The sequence below is a fragment of the Aliirhizobium cellulosilyticum genome, from assembly GCF_014198105.1.
GTDB classification, from domain to species: domain Bacteria; phylum Pseudomonadota; class Alphaproteobacteria; order Rhizobiales; family Rhizobiaceae; genus Neorhizobium; species Neorhizobium cellulosilyticum.
Map to the genome: position 1 here is coordinate 1 of NZ_JACIGW010000016.1, position 17,515 is coordinate 17,515.

The window sequence follows — 17,515 nt, forward strand, 5'->3', positions numbered from 1 at the left end:
ATATCGGCAAACTGGTCGAAACAATCCAACCCGACGAATGCGCCAATTATCTAACAAATGCAGGATACGGTTCCGTCAAAAGGTGAAACGCTCTAATCGCGTCCTGCCGGTCCGGGTTGTCTTGACCGAGCCGTGCACGCCCATCACGGCCTCGACATCTTCTCGGCTCATCCCGAACCTCAGGTCGGAAAGAGCGACTGTGGGCGTAATCTGCCATACCAATGTCGGTTCTCCTTCACAGCGGGTTCACTTCGGGTTTTCCGGTAAACCTCGACGAGTTCACATCTCTCGAGACCCGATGAAACTCCAGCATTCCGTGGAGGTTCTGCTTTTCCAGGAGTTCTTTCGCGCGTGCCCCGCTCGTCGCGGGATCGAGCCATTCCTCATAGGCCGCCGGCTCGAGAATGGCGGGCTGCCTGTCGTGCAGTTGGTTCATCGGCTCTGCAGCGGGCATGGTGACAATGGTGCAGCTGGTGATGCCGAGTTTCTCATTATGCGCCCAAAGCCCGGCAAAGGAGAAGGGGCCGCCGCCCGGCTGATAGATGAGCCATGGGTCCTTTTTGCCGTCATCCTGATTGACGGTCCATTCGTAGAACCCGTCGGCCGGGATCAAACACCGCTTCGACTTGAACGCGTCGCGAAACGCCGGCGAGGTCCCGATCGTTTCAATGCGGGCATTGAACATGGCGCCCTTCGGGAGCTCTTTTGCCCAGAACGGCACCAACCACCAACGAGCGGTTTCGGCCATCTGATGCCCAGCGGCATCGTTGTGAACGATCAAAACATCTTGTGTCGGAGAAATGTTGAAGCGAGCCTGTGTGTTTCGGCCCCGTTCCTGATCCCAAGGCAGATCATAAAGATCGGTAAAGGCCGGCCATTCGTGCTCAAACGTGAACCGTCCGCACATCGGGTCATCGTCTCCTGAGAATCGAGAGGTCTTGGGTAAGGTTGCGATTGGCAATCATCCCGAGCATCAAATGATCGGCCAGTTCCACTAAGGCTGCCGCGACTTCTTCCGGCTTCCAACCGGCCTCAACCGCCTCTAGGGCAACATCGGTGAACGCCCCAGCCATCGCTTCCTAGCATTGCAGAAAACGATCGCGATGACTGTCTGTCGTGGGCGGCGCTATACGGGTCATTTTCAAGACATGTCGTCTGTCGGCCGGCAGTCAAGGCGCAGGCGAAAGCGAATCGCCGAGCACCCCCAAACGGAACCATCCAGCTGTGCGCGAAGTTGGGCACGGACAAGGGAGACTAAGACGATGACTGATACGAAGAACCATCCTGAGCAAGACCCTGCAGAAGGTTCGCGCGAGATGATCGAGCGTGATCTGCAACGACAGGAAGGGCAGGCGGACGATCGCAAGGCCAAATCCGGCGATGGAACGCCATCGGACAGCGCAGCCGGTGCAGAGGCGGCCGAGCCCTCACCGGCAGCTGAGCTGCTGCAGAGGAATAAGGAGAATAAAGTTGAGCGAAACTAACCGATCGAACAAACGGATGATCCGTCTTGGAGCAACCGCGGTCATCGTCGCTATCGCGGCAGTTGCGGGAAGTTATCTCATCGGTCCGGCGACAGATCCCCGGAATACGTCATCCGTGTCGGCGCCCGCGCACGGTGAGCCGGAGAACCTCGCGGCGCCAGCTAACCCGGCTGGCGGCTCAAAACCCTAAGGAGATGACGCCAGCATCTCGAACCACTCGCGATAGGGCGTGTTTTTGGCAAGCGTCCGGTTATAGTCCGGTGCGCCGTCTTCCCACCACACCGGTCCCCGTTCTCCGAGCGCCACCTTTGCAGCATCGACGCTCTGACGGGCCACCGTCGTCGCCGAAGGATCACCTTTCGCTTGCTTGACCGCCCTGCGGGCGTTCATGAGCGCTGTGACGAGGTCTTGCCGTTCATTCTCCTTGAGCGCCGGATTGCTTAGCCTCCAAAGTCGTCCCCGCACGACCATGTACCGGCCATCGGGAGTTTGAGGAAACGATTGATGCTCCGTCAAAGCCGTTCCTGCACATGGGATCGGGGATGTCCACCTAGATCGATAGAGCCTTTCGCGGCCAGCACGTTGCTTTCTCGCACCCAGACCCTCCCATCCGTGTCTTCGCCCCGCCGAATGCTGGCCGCCGCCAGGTCTCGATAAAACTCAGCGTAGCGGACGAGCCGCCTCAGCGACTTTTGCGGAGGAAGTGCTGTGGCCTTCATCGCTTCGCACGTTACAATCACCAACCAAACGGACGCTCCATCGGTCACAGCGATCTGCCCATTCTCGAAATAGATAAACGGCTCGGGCTCACACAGCCGGATGTCTTTTTCCTCCTGCATGTTAGCCTGCCTTTTTCTTTTTGAGATCTGCTTCAACGCTCTTGCGCAGAGCATCCATTATGTTGACGACATTCGAGGCCGGTGCCCCTTCCGCCTGCTTGCCCTTCGTAGCCTTTTTGGGCTTCAGCTGCTTCTTTTTCTCGGCAATCAACTTCAGAAGGCTCTCCTGGATCGGGTCATTGACCATGTCCGGCGACCAGCGTGCCGTCTTCTGCTTGATCAGCTTTTGAACCAGCGGAATGAGATCCTTGTCGGCTTCAGGCTCGATGTCCTCGAAATAGTTCTCCTCCGGTCGGACTTCGTCGCCGAAGCGCAGCGACCAGAGAACTATGCCCTCATCGCGCGGCTCGAGCACCACCGCCCGTTCGCGGCGCCCGATCACCAGTTTCGAGACGCCGACGACCTTGTCAGCCTTCATCGCATCCCGGATCACCGCAAAGGCTTCGTGTCCAACTGGATCGTCGGGCATCAAATAATGGGGCTTTTCCAAATAAACCCATTCGATGCTGTCGGCTGGCGCGAACGTGTCGATGTCGATTGTCTTTACCGTATCAAGGGCGACGGCATCGAGATCGTCGTCGGTCAGGATGACATAGTCGTTTTCGCCGCGAGCATAGCCCTTGGCCTCGTTGTCCTCCTTCACCGACCTTCCTGTCACGGAGTCAATATACTGCGAGACGACGCGGTTTCCTGTCTCCTTGTTCAGGGTGTGAAACCGGACCTTTTCCGCCTCCGACGTCGCCGGCATCATCGACACCGGACAGGTGACAAGCGAGAGTTTGAGATAGCCTTTCCAATACGGACGAAGCGCCATGATTGTGTCTCCTCACCCTGCCTTGCGCTGCGGGGCAGCTTTCGAAGAGGCGGTCTTCGATGCCGCCCCGCGCGCGGCGCGCTGCCTGCCGGCGCCCGAGTTGGCGTTGGCTGCAGTGCGTTTCGGTGCGCTGTCCTTGGATTTGCCGAGCCCAGCACTTTCGCGCAGCGCCGCCAGGAGGTCGTTTGGTTTCGAGACCTCGACCGTCTTTCGCTTCGGCAATGCCTTGCCTTCGATCTTGGCTTTGACCAGCTCCGCAAGTGCGGCCTCATAACGGTCATCAAAGCTAGCCGGATCGAAGTCGCCCTTCTTCGTCGAGATGATATGCTTGGCCAGATCAAGCATTTCACCCTGGATCTTGATCTTCGGCATGTCCTCGAAGGCTTTCTTCGACGAGCGGACCTCGTAATCGTAGTTCAGCGTTGTCGCGATGAGACCTTTGCCGTGCGGTCGGATTAGGACGGTGCGCATCCGCCGAAAGAGCACAGTCCTCGCGATCGCAGCAACCTTGGACTTGCGCATGCCGTCCCTCAATGCAGCAAATGCGTCGGTGCCCATCTTGTCCGGCGTGAGGTAATAGGGCTTGTCGAAATAGACACCATCGACGTCGGAGCAGGGTATGAAGGCCTCAACCTCCAGCGTCTTGTTGCTCCCGGGGATCGTTGCCGCCACCTCATCAGGATCGATGATGATGTATTGGCCGTTCTCGATCTCGAACCCCTTGGTCTGGGCTTCCTTCGGAACAGGTTCTTCCGTGTCACTGTCGATGAACACGCGGTTGACCCGGTTGCCCGTCGCCTTGTTGATGGTGTTGAATGTGATCCGCTCCGAGGTTGAGGCGGCTGTGTAAAGCGCCACCCCACACGACACCTCGCCGAACTTGATGAAGCCTTTCCATTGAGCGCGCTGACCGGCCATATCGAACTCCTCGCACAAGACGCAACCTAGGCGATTCAACTGCGTCAACAGCGACTCAGTTCCGTTTCAAAAAATGAATCATTTTCAATGGCTTGATTCAGTTTTCCACTGCAACCATGAGATTCAAATCAAGCCACTGGATTCGATGCATCTTTTCGGTTCAACGCGAGTTATTCGCGTATCGCAACAACAGGAGAATTCAGATGTCGAAGAGAGAGCTGATCGATACCGGGACCGACAAGCGCTACGTCCGCCGTGACGAGAAGGGCCAGTTCAAGGAGAGCGTCGACGTTGGGCGGTCGCTTTCGGCCGACAAGCGCCAGAAGGCCAAAACCGTGGCCAAACCGGGCGAGGGCGATATGGGCGATCATCGACCGGCCAAACATTGAGGGTGGCACCATGACCAGTATCGCAGGCGATCTTCGCCTTAATCTAGAACAGCTCGTCGATTATTACGTAACCGCCGGATCGAAAACGCCCGAGGTGATCGCGGCGATGGAGAAGGAACTGACAGATATGCGGCGCGCGTATAACGAGGACCCAGATCCTGCGGATGAGCCTGGTGTGATTGACGAGCCTGCGAACGACTGGCCGGCGGCAACCTGACGAACGCCAGCTCGGTATGTGCTTCGGGCATAGCTGCTCTCTCGCATCGCCTATTTCGAAGCAGGGTTAGGCGGGTTAGATGATGTCCGACGAAGCGACGCACCTCCTCCCGCGAAGCTTCGTCACTCAGGTGACCTACTCCTCCTCCCAAGGGCACCTGACAGAATGGCGGCATCCTCCTCCCAGTCGCCGTTCAGATAATTCGAAAAGCCTGCCGCTCCTCCTCCCGCGGCAGGCTTTTTCGTTTTAAGGTTTGTCCGCAGTTCCAAACAGCTCGCATCCAGCTTGTTCGCTCATTTTGGGCCGGATTACTCTCATGGAAACTTAAATCGATGGAAAAACAGACCGTAAGGGCAGCGCGTCGCTGGTTCGAGTCCTTTCAAGACCTCAATTAACCAAGCTGGCCTGTTTTTTGTCCAAACCGGCATTGGATCAATTGATCTGGGCCGGGGAGGTCGAACCAGCTTCCGTCAAGTTTGATTAACCGTGCTAATTTCTGCTATTGTAATGATGTGTATGTAAGTAGTCGCTCATCAGTTGATGAGCGAACTTATGAATATACACATTGCGTGGCGCGGTATCCGGAACTTCATGTCGGTGCAAAACGAGAACCCTGAGCTTCTCAAAGCTCAATATCGGGCCTTCACGCGACAAATGCCGATGATGTATTTCATCCTGCTCTCCAGTACCTGGGCGCTTGCTATGACGCACATGCGGATCGCGCCCGCGTGGTTGACACTTGGCGTGCCGGTGCTGCTTACGGGCTGCTGCCTGCTAAGAGTGATCTTCTGGCTACGAACCAGGAATTCAGATCCATCTCCAGACCTTGCACATGCTGCACTCCTGCGCACCAATCGGCTTGCGGGCGGCATTGCCATGGCTTTCACACTCTGGTCTTTCGCGCTGATCCCATATGGCGATGCCTACACCCGTTCGCATGTCGCCTTCTACATGGCCATTACCGTCATCTCTTGCATCTTCTGCCTGATGTATGTGCGTTCGGCGGCCTTTATCGTGACACTCATCGTCAATGGCGCATTTATCGCTTTCTTCGCCTCGACGGCACAGCCAACATTTGTTGCCATTGCGATCAACGTCTTGCTGGTTTGCGCCGGCATGATGTCCATCCTTCTGACAAACTACCGAAACTTCGAAAGCATGGTGGTGTCGAAACAGCAAAGCGAGGCTCTGAGCTGCGAGAACTTCAGGCTGGCCAACCTCGATAGCTTGACTGGACTTGGCAATCGGCGCGCGTTTTTCGCAGAGCTGGATGCAGAACTGGGGAGGGCGCAAGCTACCGGTGTACGGTTGGCTCTCGGCGTCATGGATCTCGACGGTTTCAAGCCCGTCAACGACCTTTACGGCCATTCGGTTGGCGATCGTCTCCTGGCCGAGGTTGCCGCACGTCTATCCAGCACCTTGAAAGCCAGCACGGCTTTCAGACTAGGTGGTGACGAATTCGCGATAATCGCTCCTCTACCACCGGAAAATACACAGTTGGTGATAAATGCCAACGCCATCGCGGACAAGCTGAGGGAGCCCTACCTTTTATCGGAAGGTACGGTGCATATCTCGGCATCAATGGGGATCGCAGTGTTCCCCGAGCTTGCACTTGACTGCGAGCAGCTTTTCGAGCGCGCCGATTATGCGCTATACCATGCCAAGAAGAGGCAGCGCGGTGGCGCGGTGTTGTTCGACTCTGACCATGAATATCAAATCAGTTTCGAGGCGAAGATAGAAAGCGCTCTGAAGCAGGCCGATCTCAAAAACGAGCTGTCAGTGGTCTTCCAGCCGATTATCGATATCCACGACCAGTGGACGATCGGTTTTGAGGCCCTTGCGCGCTGGGAAAGTCCACAGCTTGGCAAGATCTCTCCGGCCTGCTTCATCCCTATCGCCGAAAGAGCAGGGATCGTCGGCTCACTCACGAAGCCGCTCTTAGAGAAAGCCTTGGCTGCCGCCTCGCATTGGAGAACACCCCTGCGCCTGTCGTTTAACCTGTCTGCTCACGACTTGAACTCCAGCGACAGTGTTTTGATGCTGATCGGCATCATTCAGAGAAGTGGCTTTGATCCAACGCGCCTTGATCTCGAAATAACCGAAACGGCTTTCGCCCACGATTTTGAACAGGTCACGCAATCCGTCGAGACCCTTCGAAGAATGGGATGCGGGATCTCGCTTGATGATTTTGGAACCGGATACTCAAGCCTCACACGCCTTCACGCCTTACCGCTGACAAAGTTCAAGATTGATCGCAGCTTCGTCAAGGATCTGCATTTGCGGCCGTCCAGCTATAAGATCGTGAAATCTCTGCTGGCACTAAGTGCAGACATGGGGTTGGATTGCGTGATCGAGGGTGTCGAGACAGAAGAAGAGCTCGCGGCTCTCATAGCATTAGGCGGGACAAGTGTTCAGGGCTATCTATTCGCTCCACCACTGCTGGAACACGAGGCCGCAAAGTTTGCAGCTGAAGCCAGTGGCGCTAATCGCATGATTGCGGTCTGAAGGAACATTTTTACCAGATGGTCCGTCGATCTCCGACGACAGTGGCAGCCAGGAACGGCGTAGCGGCCCAGTTCACATTCTGCGACTGAATGCGCGACAATCTTCCGAACATCCTCCTCGGTGGAGCGAGCCTGCGGTTTCGCGATCGGCCCCAATGTCGATGGTACTATGCTTGACGCGGATGTCGCCTTGTGGCGCATTCACGTCATGACGGCAGTGGCCCAGAGTACAAAGGCCTGAACAATCGTGCGGAAAATTCTCCTGCCGCTGCGAAAGCGAGAAAGGGTGATGCAGGGCTTTCGGTCGGTCGGCGGCTTACAACGTTTCATCTCGGTCTTCTCGGCAGTCAGAAATCACTTCGCCCCGCCGCACCAGAACCACTCCGCCCTTGCAATTCACCTCCATCGTATCCGCGCAATGGCGCAGTGGAAGGCTGCGACCGGTTCAGCTGCCTGAGTGCAATGGCAAGCGCTTCTTCCCGCCACAGCAAAATAACGTGACATCACCGCTTCCATGGATGGCTTCTCCCATGCGGTTCCTAACAGCACCGCAAATATGGCACATCGCGATGCCGGCGGAGGAGCCGTCCACAGCATCAGCAGCGGACATGATGATGTCCGCTGCTGGAAGGAAACCATCGTTGTTATTCTGTGTTAAGCTTCGCGGTACTTCAGCGCGTCTGCTTCCGTAATCTCTCGGATGACACGGGCCGGGTTTCCGCCCACCAGCGTCATTGGAGGTACATCTTTGGTGACTATGGCACCGGCAGCCACTACGCTTCCCCGCCCAACAGTCACACCTGGAAGAATCTGCGCGCCAGCTCCGATCCAGACGTCGTCTTCAATGGTGACGGGGAACGCGTACTCTAGACCCTTGTTACGGCGCTCCGCGTCAAGCGGATGGCCTGCGCAGCAGATATGGACGTTCGGCGCGATAAACACGTTGTTGCCAATGGTAACCTTCGTGCAGTCAAGGATGACGAGATTGACGTTGGCATAGAAGTTCTCGCCGAGGGAAATATTGAAGCCGTAGTCGCAATGGAATGGTGCTTCAATAAGGAAATTCTCGCCAGTCTTACCTATCAAAGAGCGAAGGATAGAACGTCGCTTGTCCAATTGGCTCGGAGGGGTATGGTTGAATTCAAAAAGGGCATTTTTGGCGACGTCTCGTTGAGCGAGTACCTCCGGATCGTAATTCGCGTCGTAGAGCAGACCAGCAGCTGCCTTTTCCATTTCCTTCATAGATTTTCCTTTCAGCTTAGCGGCGGACATGTGCCGCGGGTTAATTCTGCGTTTCGTGATTGATCGGCTGCCTCACCGCCGAGGCTGCGATGGTGGCGGCTATCACCAATGCAAGCACCACCAACATCGCATTTCGGAGCCCGAAGTGCTCTCCAACGAACCCGAGCAATGGCGGCCCGACAAGGAAAGCGATGTAGCCACCAATGGTCACGGCTTTCACCCGCCCCGTTGCGTTCGCGCCTGAATCTCCAGCGGCGGAAATTGCCACTGGAAATCCAAGTGAAGCGCCGATCCCCCAAAGTAGTACCGACAGTCCTGCCAGGACCGGGTGATGTGAGAAAATAACAAGTGTGAGGCCGAGCGCCCCGAGGAGGGCACTGGCCCGGATGACGGCAACTCTTCCGAAACGAGAGAGGAAGAATCCGCCTGTAAATCGACCGATGGTCATAGCTGATGCAAAGAAGAGGAATACAAGTGATCCGGCGACCTGGGAAAATCCGTGCTCATCCACCATCAGAAGCGGCAGCCAATCGTTGGCGGCTCCTTCGGCAAGCGCCATCGCGAGCACTATCACCGCAATAGCCATCAGCCGGGGGTCGCGCCAGGACCTATCGTTGGAAGCCGCTTCATGTTGGGCGGTTTCGGGCGCTGTCGTTGCCTCGCCTGCAGGGATGTAGCGAATGAAATAGACAAGTGCTGGTGCAATCAGGATAGCAACGGCTAGGAGATGCCATTCAGCAGGCAAGGCGACGGTATTTGCAGCGAGGCCGATGATCGCACCGCAGACGGTACCAAAGCTGAAGCATCCGTGGAGCGCGTGCATCAGCGGCTTACCTGATTGCTTCTCCACCAACGCTCCGTCAATGTTGATTGCAATCTCAGCGAGACCCATGCCGAGCCCGAATTGTCCAAGGCCTACAGCAACGGCGATGGCTGCGCTGCTCCACGTCCCGAATGCGATCGTCGCGACGCCTGCAATCACCATCCACGTACCTATGTTTGCGACCGCCTTCGTCCCCAAACGCCCGACGAGAGCCCCGGAAAGCAAAATTCCGAGCATTGAACCAATAGACAGCCCGAATAAGACAAGGCCCATCTCTGCAATCGAGGCACCAATTCGATCTCGAATAGCTGGCGTTCGCGTAACCCAGGACGCCATGGCAACGCCTGGTATAAAGAACAGCACATACAATGACAGACGCCGTTGGGAAATCGTGAACATGGACCACTTTCAACATGACAGCAGACGGCGATATATGTACGAACGTACACAAAGTCAACGACTGAGCCATGAGATGGAATATGGAACCAGCTAAACGCAGGAGGCGTCCGCCGAATGATCCAAATCGCCGGGGGAGAATCATTGAAGCGGCGCTGGAAACCATCGCCAAAGTGGGCGTCGCCGATACTAGCCACCGTCGCATTGCCGAAGCAGCTGGAGTGCCGCTCGGTTCGTTGACATATTACTTTGGTGGTTTGGACGACATTATTGGCGAAGCTTTCAGGCTCCTGTCGAGACAGGTCTCCGGGCGGTTTACAGAGGCTTTGTGCATAGCCGAGGATAGGCAACAGGCCGCGGTAGCCATCGTGTCTTTCCTGTCGGAGAGTTCTGAGCAGAAGCGCATCGAGATGATCTTGAGCTTCGAACTATATGCCTACTCATCGCGGCGTCCGGCCCTGAAGCCTATCATGCTGGACTGGATGGCAGCGAGCAGAAGAGCGCTGGAGATGCATTTCAGTACCTCTCAGGCCAAAGCACTCGATGCCATGATTGAAGGCATTACGATCCACAATGCCACCAGCCCAAACCTGATCACGCCTGCGGAAATCGAGGAACTTGTCTCCAAGCTGATAGCGTGAGTTGAGAGGTGAACGACCGCGAAGGGTGGAATGTGGTCACGGCGCGTCTCGCGCCGATAGGGGACATCGGGATGTGGTGGTTCTCATTTCAAGCTGCCGATCAACGTGAGAACGTCGCCCTTAGTGGTCACGAAGCACGACGTTACGCTGCAGGTGAACGCCGATGGCGATGTCTGCAAGCGTTACTCCCGCAAACCTCTTTCGTAGCAATTGCTCAGCGTCGTCAAAAACGTCTTCAAAGTCGCGTTGACGGCCCGTTCGATTGCGCATCCAGGCATATTGTAGGCGGGGCCAATCGCGAACACGGATGGTTCACCGACAGCATTATAGATGTTGAGGAGCGTCAGTTCTTCAAGCGGGCGCGCCAAAGTCCAGCCGCCGCCGTGCCCCTTTTCCGAGCGTACATATCCGCTCTCCCGCAACCCAGACATCGTAGGCCGGATCACGACGGGATTGGCATCAAGCATCTCGGCAATCATGTCCGAAGTCATCGATCCGTCGTGGCTGCCCAGAACATGCTCCTCATCAATCAGGCTCCGATAAGCCCGCCTGAATCACAGCGATTTCTTCAAATCGATGGGTCCTGAGCATAGGTATTCGCCTGAGCAGACGGCGGTGCCTTTTCCAACATATCAGTTCGAAGCGGACATCGGGCCTGTGGTGGACTGTGCTGGCCTTGTCGCGTAGATGGAGATCTCTTTGAGATAACAGGAGGAGCGAGTGGTGGCCATGATAGACGAAAATTGGCAGGCCTACCTTCAAGACAGGCATAATGCCGATCTTGAAGACCTTCTCGATTTCATCCGCATCCCCTCTGTATCGGCCCGGCCCGATCACATGCCAGAGGTGCGCCGTGCAGCCGGCTGGGTTGTCAATCGCATGAAAATCGCTGGTATCAGCGATGCGGAAATTCTTGAGACGGATGCGCATCCGGTCGTTTTTGGTTCGTGGATGAGCGCTGGCCCCGGCAAGCCGACGGTCATGATCTATGGTCATTTTGACGTCCAGCCTGCGGAGCCGTTCGATCTCTGGACGACGCCGCCTTTTGAACCCGAAGTGCGTGATGGCCGCGTCTACGGTCGAGGTGCGACCGATGACAAGGGCAACATGCTAGCCCCGATCCTGGCGGTCGAAGCCATGCTCAAGACCACGGGCAGCCTGCCGGTGAACGTGAAGTTTCTGTTCGAAGGTCAGGAAGAGATCGGTTCTCCGGATATGCCTAAATTTGTTGAGCGCTATGCAGACCGCCTGGCTTGCGACATGATCTTCTCCGCCGATGGCCTGCAATGGGCGCCCGACCAGCCACAGCTCGTCGAGGCGCTGAAAGGCATCATTGCTTTCGAGATCATCTTGCGTGGCCCGAAATCGGATCAGCATTCCGGGCTTCATGGTGGTGGCATAGCCAATCCGGCAATGGGACTGGCGCAATTGCTTGCGTCGATGAAATCCCTCGACGGTGTCGTGACGATCGATGGTTTCTATGACGATGTCATCGCCCTCACCGATGACGATCGCAGCGAAATTGCCCGCGTTCCATATGATGAGACGGCATATCTGGCAGAGAGCGGCGCTACAGAGACGTTTGGAGAGCCGAACTATTCCACCCGCGAACGTTTGTGGGCGAGGCCCACACTAGACGTGAACGGACTGACTTCCGGCTGGCAGGGCGATGGCGGCAAAACTGTCTTGCCTGCAGAAGCAAGGGCCAAATTGACATGCCGTCTCGTCGCGGCGCAACAGCCGGGGAAAATCCTTGATGCCATCCGCGCTCACGTCGTAAAGCATTGCCCGACAGGGCTGAGCGCCGAGGTCAGGAGAAACAGCAGTTGGGGTGATCCCTTCTCCGTACCGCCTGGACACGTCTCGACCGAAATCGCCGCTGAAGTCCTCGAACTGGTCTACGGCAAGAAGCCCTTTCGCACCCGGCTGGGAGGATCGATATCGGTCATGACCACACTCCAGAAAGCAACCGGAGTGCATGCGACGATGTTCGGTTTTGCCCATGCGGATGAAAATCTCCATGCGCCGGATGAGTTTTACCGTGTCGAGGCTTTCGAACGAGCCAAACTGGCTTACGGGCTGCTTTTGGAGAGGGTCGCCAAAGCGTACTCCCTGCTTGTTTACATGTCGGCAGCTTAGGGCAGCCACCCGACCTTATATCGCAGGTGCCCCGCCGATTGGGTTATGATGTCACCTTATCATTAGCTTCAGACCGCTGCTGCCGGGTCATGTTTTCGCCAGCGAAGCGCCTGATGCAGGTCATCGACAAAGGTGAAAATCACCGGGATGACCACCAGGCTCAGGATGGTTGAAGTAATGACGCCACCGATAACGACAATTGCCATTGGCTGACGAAAGCTCGAATCTCCGCCTGTGAGGCTGAGTGCGACGGGAAGCATACCCGCCGCCATGGCTACCGTGGTCATGACGATGGGACGGGCACGCTTGTGACAGGCATCGATCAGCGCCTCAATCCGAGCCATGCCATTCTGCCGTGACACAATCGCGTATTCGACCAGAAGAATCGAATTCTTGGTGACAATTCCCATAAGCATCAGCAGTCCGATAACTGCGGACATGGAGAAGCTCATATCGGTCATAATCAATGGCATCAGCGCGCCGCCTATCGCTAGCGGCAGCGCCATGAGAATGGTGAAGGGCTGCAGGAAATCGTGGAACAGTAGCACCAGCACGGCATAGATACAAAATATTCCGATCGCCATCGCCGTGGCAAAGCCCGTCAACATGTCTGAGCTGAGCTGGAGTTCCCCTTGTTCGACCAGGAACACGCCGGGTGCAAGATTAGCGAGCGCCGGAAGATTTTGCGCTTCGGCGTAGACATCTCCCAGGATACGCCCGTTCAGCTCGACAGAGACAGTCACATTGCGCATGCGATCGATCCTGTCGATCTGAGACGGGCTGCCGCCGATGCGCACATCTGCGATCGTGCCGAGTTCGACGGAGCCCCACGCGCCCGAAACCCGCAGGGCCTTGATGTGATCCAGGGACATGCGGGAATCGGCAGCATAACGCACGACGATCGGGATCTGCCGCTGCGGGAGATTGAGTTTGGCCAACGATGACGCATAGTCTCCATTGGTTGCCACTCGAACTGCCTCGGCGAGCGTTCCGGTGGTCACGCCTAAGGTCGCCGCCTTTTCGAAGTCCGGAGTGATCTGAATTTCGGGCGCCTGCCTGGATGCCGTGGACGTTACGGCTCCGATCCCGCTCAAGGAGCGAAGCTGCTCTTCAAGCTGGCCTACAACAGTTTCAAGCATGGGTGCATCATCGCTTGCCAGCGTGACCTCGAGTCGCGTTCCGTTGCCGCCGCCGCCGACTGCAACACGGGTGCCGGGCAGGGCAGAGAGCAGGTCGCGGATATCGCCCTCGACCAGGACCTGCTTGCGCTCACGCTGTGAAATCGGTTTCAGTACTACGACAAGGGTCGCCGTCGCCACGTTGGCCATTGTCGTTGCGTCAGGGCCACCGCCCGATGATGCTGTACCAACAGCGGCGAACACATGGGAGACCTCAGGGATACGGCTGATGATGTCACTGGCTTGTTCAGCCACGACGCGGGTCTGCTCAATCGCGGACCCCGGCTGAAGCGTCAGGGTGACCTGAGTTCTGGAATCGTCGGCGACAGGAATAAAACCGGACTTGAGGAAAGGGATTGCCGCGATGGAGAGCGCCACAACGACACACGTGACGAGCACGGTCGTCTTTCGGTAGGTCAGTGCCGCCTTTGCCAGCGCCATGTATGCGCGCATGAGGATGCCGTCCTTTTCCTCGTGATCCTGCGGCGTCATGAAGTAGGCTGCCATCATAGGAGTCAGCAGGCGCGCCACGACAAGCGATGCCAGGACTGCCACGGCTGCGGTAATGCCGAATTGGCGAAACAGGAGGCCGGGGATACCCGACATGAATGCGGTAGGCAGAAACACCGCGACGAGGGTGAAGGTGGTCGCGATGACCGCAAGGCCGATCTCGTTTGCCGCTTCCATTGCCGCATCGAGAGGCTTTTTTCCCATCCTCAAATGTCTGGCGATATTCTCGATCTCGACGATCGCATCATCAACGAGGATCCCGACGACGAGTGACAGTGCCAGAAGCGTGATGATGTTCAGGCTGAAGCCGAACAGATACATGACAAGGAAGGTCGGGATCACCGACAGTGGGAGTGCAACCGCTGACAAAAGCGTTGCTCGCCAATCGCGTAGGAAGAGCCATACGACGACAACCGCGAGGATAGCGCCTTCGTAGAGCATGTGCATGGAGCCGTCGTAATTGTCGATGACGGGACCGACCGTGCTGTAGGCCTCTTCAATCGTTACCTCGGGGTGAGCCGTGGCGAATTCCTTCATTTTCGTGGCGACATCCTTGGCAACGCCCGTATCCGAAAATCCGTTCGAACGTTTAATCTCCACTGCTGTCACGGGTTTGCCATCAAGAAAGGCGAGCGACGTGGGCCTGGCATGGCTGTCGGTTATCGTGCCGACTTCATCGAGTCCGATCTGGTTTCCGTTTGGAAGTGGGATACGCAGCGCTTTGAGAGCCTCGACGCCTGAAACAGCTCCCAAAGTTCTGACGGTCTGGCGGGTTCCACCGATTTCGCCATAGCCACCAGATGTGTCCGCCTGCACCGTCCTCAACTGAGACGATACGGTCGCAGCGGTCAGGCCTAGCGATGCCATTGTTTCCGGACGGAGGTCGATATGAATCTCCCGGTCGATCCCTCCCATGCGGCTGACTTGCCCCACCCCCTTGACGGTGAGGAGCGCCTTGGTCATGTCGTTATCGATAAACCAGGACAATTCAGTTGCATCGAGTTTGGTCGAACTGACGCTATAGGTGACAAGCGGAGCACTCTGGAGCGTGACCTTCGTCACGCTGGGTGTGTTCATCTGCGCTGGCAGATCGGCTTTGACGCTATCGACGGCGTTGCGGACTTCATTGAGCGCTTCCTCGCTGTCCTTCTCCAATGTGAAGGAAACCTTGATTGATACAAGGCCGTCAGAGATGGTCGTGGTGATGTGATCTAGCAGACTGATCGAGGCGAGATTATCCTCGATTATGCGGGCGACTTCGGTCTCAAGCTGTGCAGGCGCCGCACCGTCGAGAGTTGCCGTGATGCTGATCGTCGGCAAATCCATGTCCGGGAAGTTCTGAACCTTGAGCTGGCCGAATGCCATAAGCCCCCCTACTGTAAGCATCGCGAACAGGAGGATGGCGGGAACCGGATTGCGGATCGAAAAGGAGGAAAAATTCATCGTACAGCCGCCTCGATTCGAACGAGGTCACCATCGGAGAGGAATGTGCCGCCGGAGGTCACAATTCTTGCATCCGCAGATAGCCCGGACAGGATTTCGACCTTGTCGCCATTGCGGCGACCGGTTGCCACGCGAAAGCGCCGCGCACGATCCTGGTTGTCGGCAACGAAGACATAGGCGATGCCGTCTCGGTAGACCAAGGCGGTGTCCTGGATCGCAAGTGCCTGGCTTGTCCTGAGTTCTATGGTTCCCGAGACATAGGTACCGCTGCGCGGCCGGGCATCCTTTGGCAGCGCAATGTAAACGGTGGCACGCCCGGTATCGGTCTCGATCGAAGGAGCAATCAATCTGACAGTTCCGCGAACGACCGTTTCGGAAATTCCATTGATCTGCGCCGTCATGCCTTCCGAAATCCGCGTGAGATCCTGCGGAGACACTTCGGCTTGCCATTCGGTACGCTGCTGTCGGTTCATCCGGAACATTTCCGTTCCTGTCGACACGACTGCCCCAAGCTCCGCACTTCTGGACGTTATCACGCCATCATCGACGGCACGGATGGTCGTCTGTTCAAGCTTGATCTTCTCGCCGTCAAGCGCGGCCTCCTCGGCCGCAAGACTTGCAGTCGCTGTCTGCTCATTCGCGAGGTAGTCGACAATTTTCTCTTCAGACATTGCGCCAGAGGCTGACATCCGACGGGCCCGATCCGCATCGGATCGGGCCTTGCTGAGGCTTGCCTTTGCGGTTTCAACAGCAGCGGTTTGCTTGCGCATGTTTGCCTTGACGCTGTCGTTGGAAAGTGTTGCGAGTATGTCTCCCTTTTTCACGACGGCACCCATGTCGACAAGAATTTCCGCGATCTGAAGCCCGCTGATCTGCGAGGCGATTACGCCCTCCTGCCAAGGGCGGATCCATCCGCTTGCCGACACTGTCTCAGCCCATTCCAACTGCTGTGGCATGGAAACGGAAACTGTGAGCGATGGCAGGTCGGCCTGCTGAGAAACGGAAGGATTACTGCCAATGGTCAGCCAGACAGCGGAAAGCGCCAGGGTGGAAGGGATAAAGTATCTGCGCAACGATGCATTCCTGTCGTTTTAACGGCTCGATACCGGTCTAGGGCGAAAGAGCGGCTGCTCCTCGAAAGTTCGTCGCTGGAGGTATCAAAGCCAACTGGTTTTATTCGTAGCGATCAGAATGTTAAGTGCGGTCAAGCTGATGTTAAGTTAGGTAAAGGCAGCTTGCGTAGCGCAAGATTTCTGTATCATACGCTCGAAAAACGATGGAATAGCGTGAATGAGCAAAGTGCTGCTGATCGATGACGACGTCGAGTTGATGACCCTCCTGCAGGAATACCTGATGGAAGAAGGTTACGAGGTTGTAACGGATAACGATGGTCGTGTCGCAATCTCGGCCGCCGCCGACCGATCGGTCGATATTATCGTGCTTGATATCATGATGCCTCGGATGAACGGCATCGAGGTGCTCCAGCGAATTCGCAAGGTCAGCCAGATACCCGTGCTCATGCTGACGGCCCGAGGCGACGATGTGGATCGTATTTCCGGGCTAAATCTTGGAGCCGATGACTACGTTCCCAAACCCTGCTCTCCCGGGGAGCTCGCCGCACGTTTGAGGGCGATCCTGCGTCGCGCCGGACAGTCAACAAATGTCGAGACAGCAGATGCGGTGAAAGCGGGACGCCTGGTGTTACACTCCGGCAGCCGGACCGCTGAATGGGATGGCGTTCCGCTGGAGCTCACCGGGACCGAATTCAGTCTCCTAGAAGTGCTTACGCGCAGTGCAGGACAACTCGTCTCGAAACAGGACATCTCGAAGCGGGCCTTTGGAAAGCCGCTGACGCCGTTTGATCGCAGGATAGACGTCCATATCAGCAGTGTCCGGCAGAAGCTCGGCATCAGGGATGATGGGCAGTCTTGGATTCAGTCGGTCAGGGGGCAGGGCTACCAGCTCCTGGTGGACTGAC

At 56.7% G+C, this 17,515-nt stretch carries 16 protein-coding genes and 3 pseudogenes; 8 read left to right on the plus strand and 11 right to left on the minus strand.

What is annotated here, in order from left to right; all coding sequences use genetic code 11:
- Nucleotides 1-235: 235 nt before the first annotated feature.
- Nucleotides 236-907 carry an SOS response-associated peptidase gene (locus GGE33_RS26655; RefSeq protein WP_183830399.1) on the minus strand — a complete coding sequence of 224 codons (672 nt, stop codon included), beginning with the start codon at nt 905-907 and terminating at the stop codon, nt 236-238.
- Between the two features lie 4 nt (nt 908-911).
- Nucleotides 912-1,073: a hypothetical protein gene (locus tag GGE33_RS26660; protein WP_183830411.1), complete on the minus strand. Its 162-nt coding sequence runs from the start codon at nt 1,071-1,073 to the stop codon at nt 912-914.
- A 189-nt stretch (nt 1,074-1,262) separates the two neighbouring features.
- Here GGE33_RS26660 and GGE33_RS26665 point away from each other — a divergent pair, with 189 nt between their 5' ends.
- Nucleotides 1,263-1,484 (plus strand): hypothetical protein, encoded by a 222-nt coding sequence (locus GGE33_RS26665; protein WP_183830330.1) that lies wholly within the window; start codon nt 1,263-1,265, stop codon nt 1,482-1,484.
- A 186-nt stretch (nt 1,485-1,670) separates the two neighbouring features.
- Here the strand turns inward: GGE33_RS26665 and GGE33_RS26670 are convergent, their stop codons facing one another.
- From GGE33_RS26670 to ku (GGE33_RS26685), 4 genes are all read right to left on the minus strand, one after another.
- On the minus strand, nt 1,671-1,874 hold the full coding sequence (locus GGE33_RS26670; RefSeq protein ID WP_343062699.1) for a hypothetical protein: 204 nt from the start codon (nt 1,872-1,874) through the stop codon (nt 1,671-1,673).
- Between the two features lie 122 nt (nt 1,875-1,996).
- Nucleotides 1,997-2,323 (minus strand): hypothetical protein, encoded by a 327-nt coding sequence (locus GGE33_RS26675; protein ID WP_183830333.1) that lies wholly within the window; start codon nt 2,321-2,323, stop codon nt 1,997-1,999.
- Nucleotide 2,324: 1 nt separating this feature from the next.
- Nucleotides 2,325-3,137: a non-homologous end joining protein Ku gene (gene ku, locus GGE33_RS26680; protein ID WP_183830336.1), complete on the minus strand. Its 813-nt coding sequence runs from the start codon at nt 3,135-3,137 to the stop codon at nt 2,325-2,327.
- 12 nt (nt 3,138-3,149) lie between these two features.
- The gene (ku, locus tag GGE33_RS26685; protein ID WP_183830339.1) at nt 3,150-4,055 is read right to left on the minus strand and encodes a non-homologous end joining protein Ku; all 906 of its coding nucleotides are present in this window, start codon (nt 4,053-4,055) and stop codon (nt 3,150-3,152) included.
- A 203-nt stretch (nt 4,056-4,258) separates the two neighbouring features.
- Here ku (GGE33_RS26685) and GGE33_RS26690 point away from each other — a divergent pair, with 203 nt between their 5' ends.
- The 4 genes and pseudogenes from GGE33_RS26690 to GGE33_RS26705 form a co-directional block, all read left to right on the plus strand.
- Nucleotides 4,259-4,444, plus strand: a complete 186-nt coding sequence (locus GGE33_RS26690; protein WP_183830343.1) for a hypothetical protein — start codon at nt 4,259-4,261, stop codon at nt 4,442-4,444.
- A 10-nt stretch (nt 4,445-4,454) separates the two neighbouring features.
- Entirely contained in the window at nt 4,455-4,661 is a 207-nt protein-coding gene (locus GGE33_RS26695) for a hypothetical protein (protein ID WP_183830345.1), read from the plus strand.
- Between the two features lie 552 nt (nt 4,662-5,213).
- Nucleotides 5,214-7,166: a putative bifunctional diguanylate cyclase/phosphodiesterase gene (locus GGE33_RS26700; RefSeq protein ID WP_183830348.1), complete on the plus strand. Its 1,953-nt coding sequence runs from the start codon at nt 5,214-5,216 to the stop codon at nt 7,164-7,166.
- A 227-nt stretch (nt 7,167-7,393) separates the two neighbouring features.
- A pseudogene (locus GGE33_RS26705) lies at nt 7,394-7,622 on the plus strand (DDE-type integrase/transposase/recombinase); the annotation flags it as partial.
- Nucleotides 7,623-7,819: 197 nt separating this feature from the next.
- On the opposite strand, the gene GGE33_RS26710 reads toward GGE33_RS26705, so the two are convergent.
- Together GGE33_RS26710 and GGE33_RS26715 are read right to left on the minus strand one after the other, a co-directional pair.
- Nucleotides 7,820-8,407, minus strand: coding sequence for a sugar O-acetyltransferase (locus tag GGE33_RS26710; protein ID WP_183830351.1), 588 nt, complete (start codon nt 8,405-8,407; stop codon nt 7,820-7,822).
- A gap of 40 nt (nt 8,408-8,447) precedes the next feature.
- A complete protein-coding gene (locus GGE33_RS26715) occupies nt 8,448-9,629 on the minus strand; it encodes an MFS transporter (protein ID WP_183830355.1) in 1,182 nt (393 codons plus the stop codon).
- 80 nt (nt 9,630-9,709) lie between these two features.
- On the opposite strand from GGE33_RS26715, the gene GGE33_RS26720 reads away from it, so the two are divergent.
- Nucleotides 9,710-10,267: a TetR/AcrR family transcriptional regulator gene (locus GGE33_RS26720; protein WP_183830358.1), complete on the plus strand. Its 558-nt coding sequence runs from the start codon at nt 9,710-9,712 to the stop codon at nt 10,265-10,267.
- A 120-nt stretch (nt 10,268-10,387) separates the two neighbouring features.
- Here GGE33_RS26720 and GGE33_RS26725 read toward each other — a convergent pair.
- Nucleotides 10,388-10,800 (minus strand): annotated as a pseudogene (locus tag GGE33_RS26725) (Rrf2 family transcriptional regulator).
- A gap of 196 nt (nt 10,801-10,996) precedes the next feature.
- Between GGE33_RS26725 and GGE33_RS26730 the strand changes: the two are divergent.
- Nucleotides 10,997-12,406 carry a dipeptidase gene (locus tag GGE33_RS26730; protein WP_183830361.1) on the plus strand — a complete coding sequence of 470 codons (1,410 nt, stop codon included), beginning with the start codon at nt 10,997-10,999 and terminating at the stop codon, nt 12,404-12,406.
- A gap of 89 nt (nt 12,407-12,495) precedes the next feature.
- Here GGE33_RS26730 and GGE33_RS26735 read toward each other — a convergent pair.
- Together GGE33_RS26735 and GGE33_RS26740 are read right to left on the minus strand one after the other, a co-directional pair.
- Nucleotides 12,496-15,537: pseudogene (locus tag GGE33_RS26735) on the minus strand (efflux RND transporter permease subunit); the annotation flags it as partial.
- A complete protein-coding gene (locus GGE33_RS26740) occupies nt 15,534-16,610 on the minus strand; it encodes an efflux RND transporter periplasmic adaptor subunit (RefSeq protein WP_394353708.1) in 1,077 nt (358 codons plus the stop codon). The gene GGE33_RS26740 and the pseudogene GGE33_RS26735, both read right to left, overlap by 4 nt.
- Nucleotides 16,611-16,827: 217 nt before the next feature.
- Between GGE33_RS26740 and GGE33_RS26745 the strand changes: the two genes are divergently transcribed.
- The gene (locus tag GGE33_RS26745; RefSeq protein WP_183830367.1) at nt 16,828-17,514 is read left to right on the plus strand and encodes a response regulator; all 687 of its coding nucleotides are present in this window, start codon (nt 16,828-16,830) and stop codon (nt 17,512-17,514) included.
- Nucleotide 17,515: the final 1 nt, after the last annotated feature.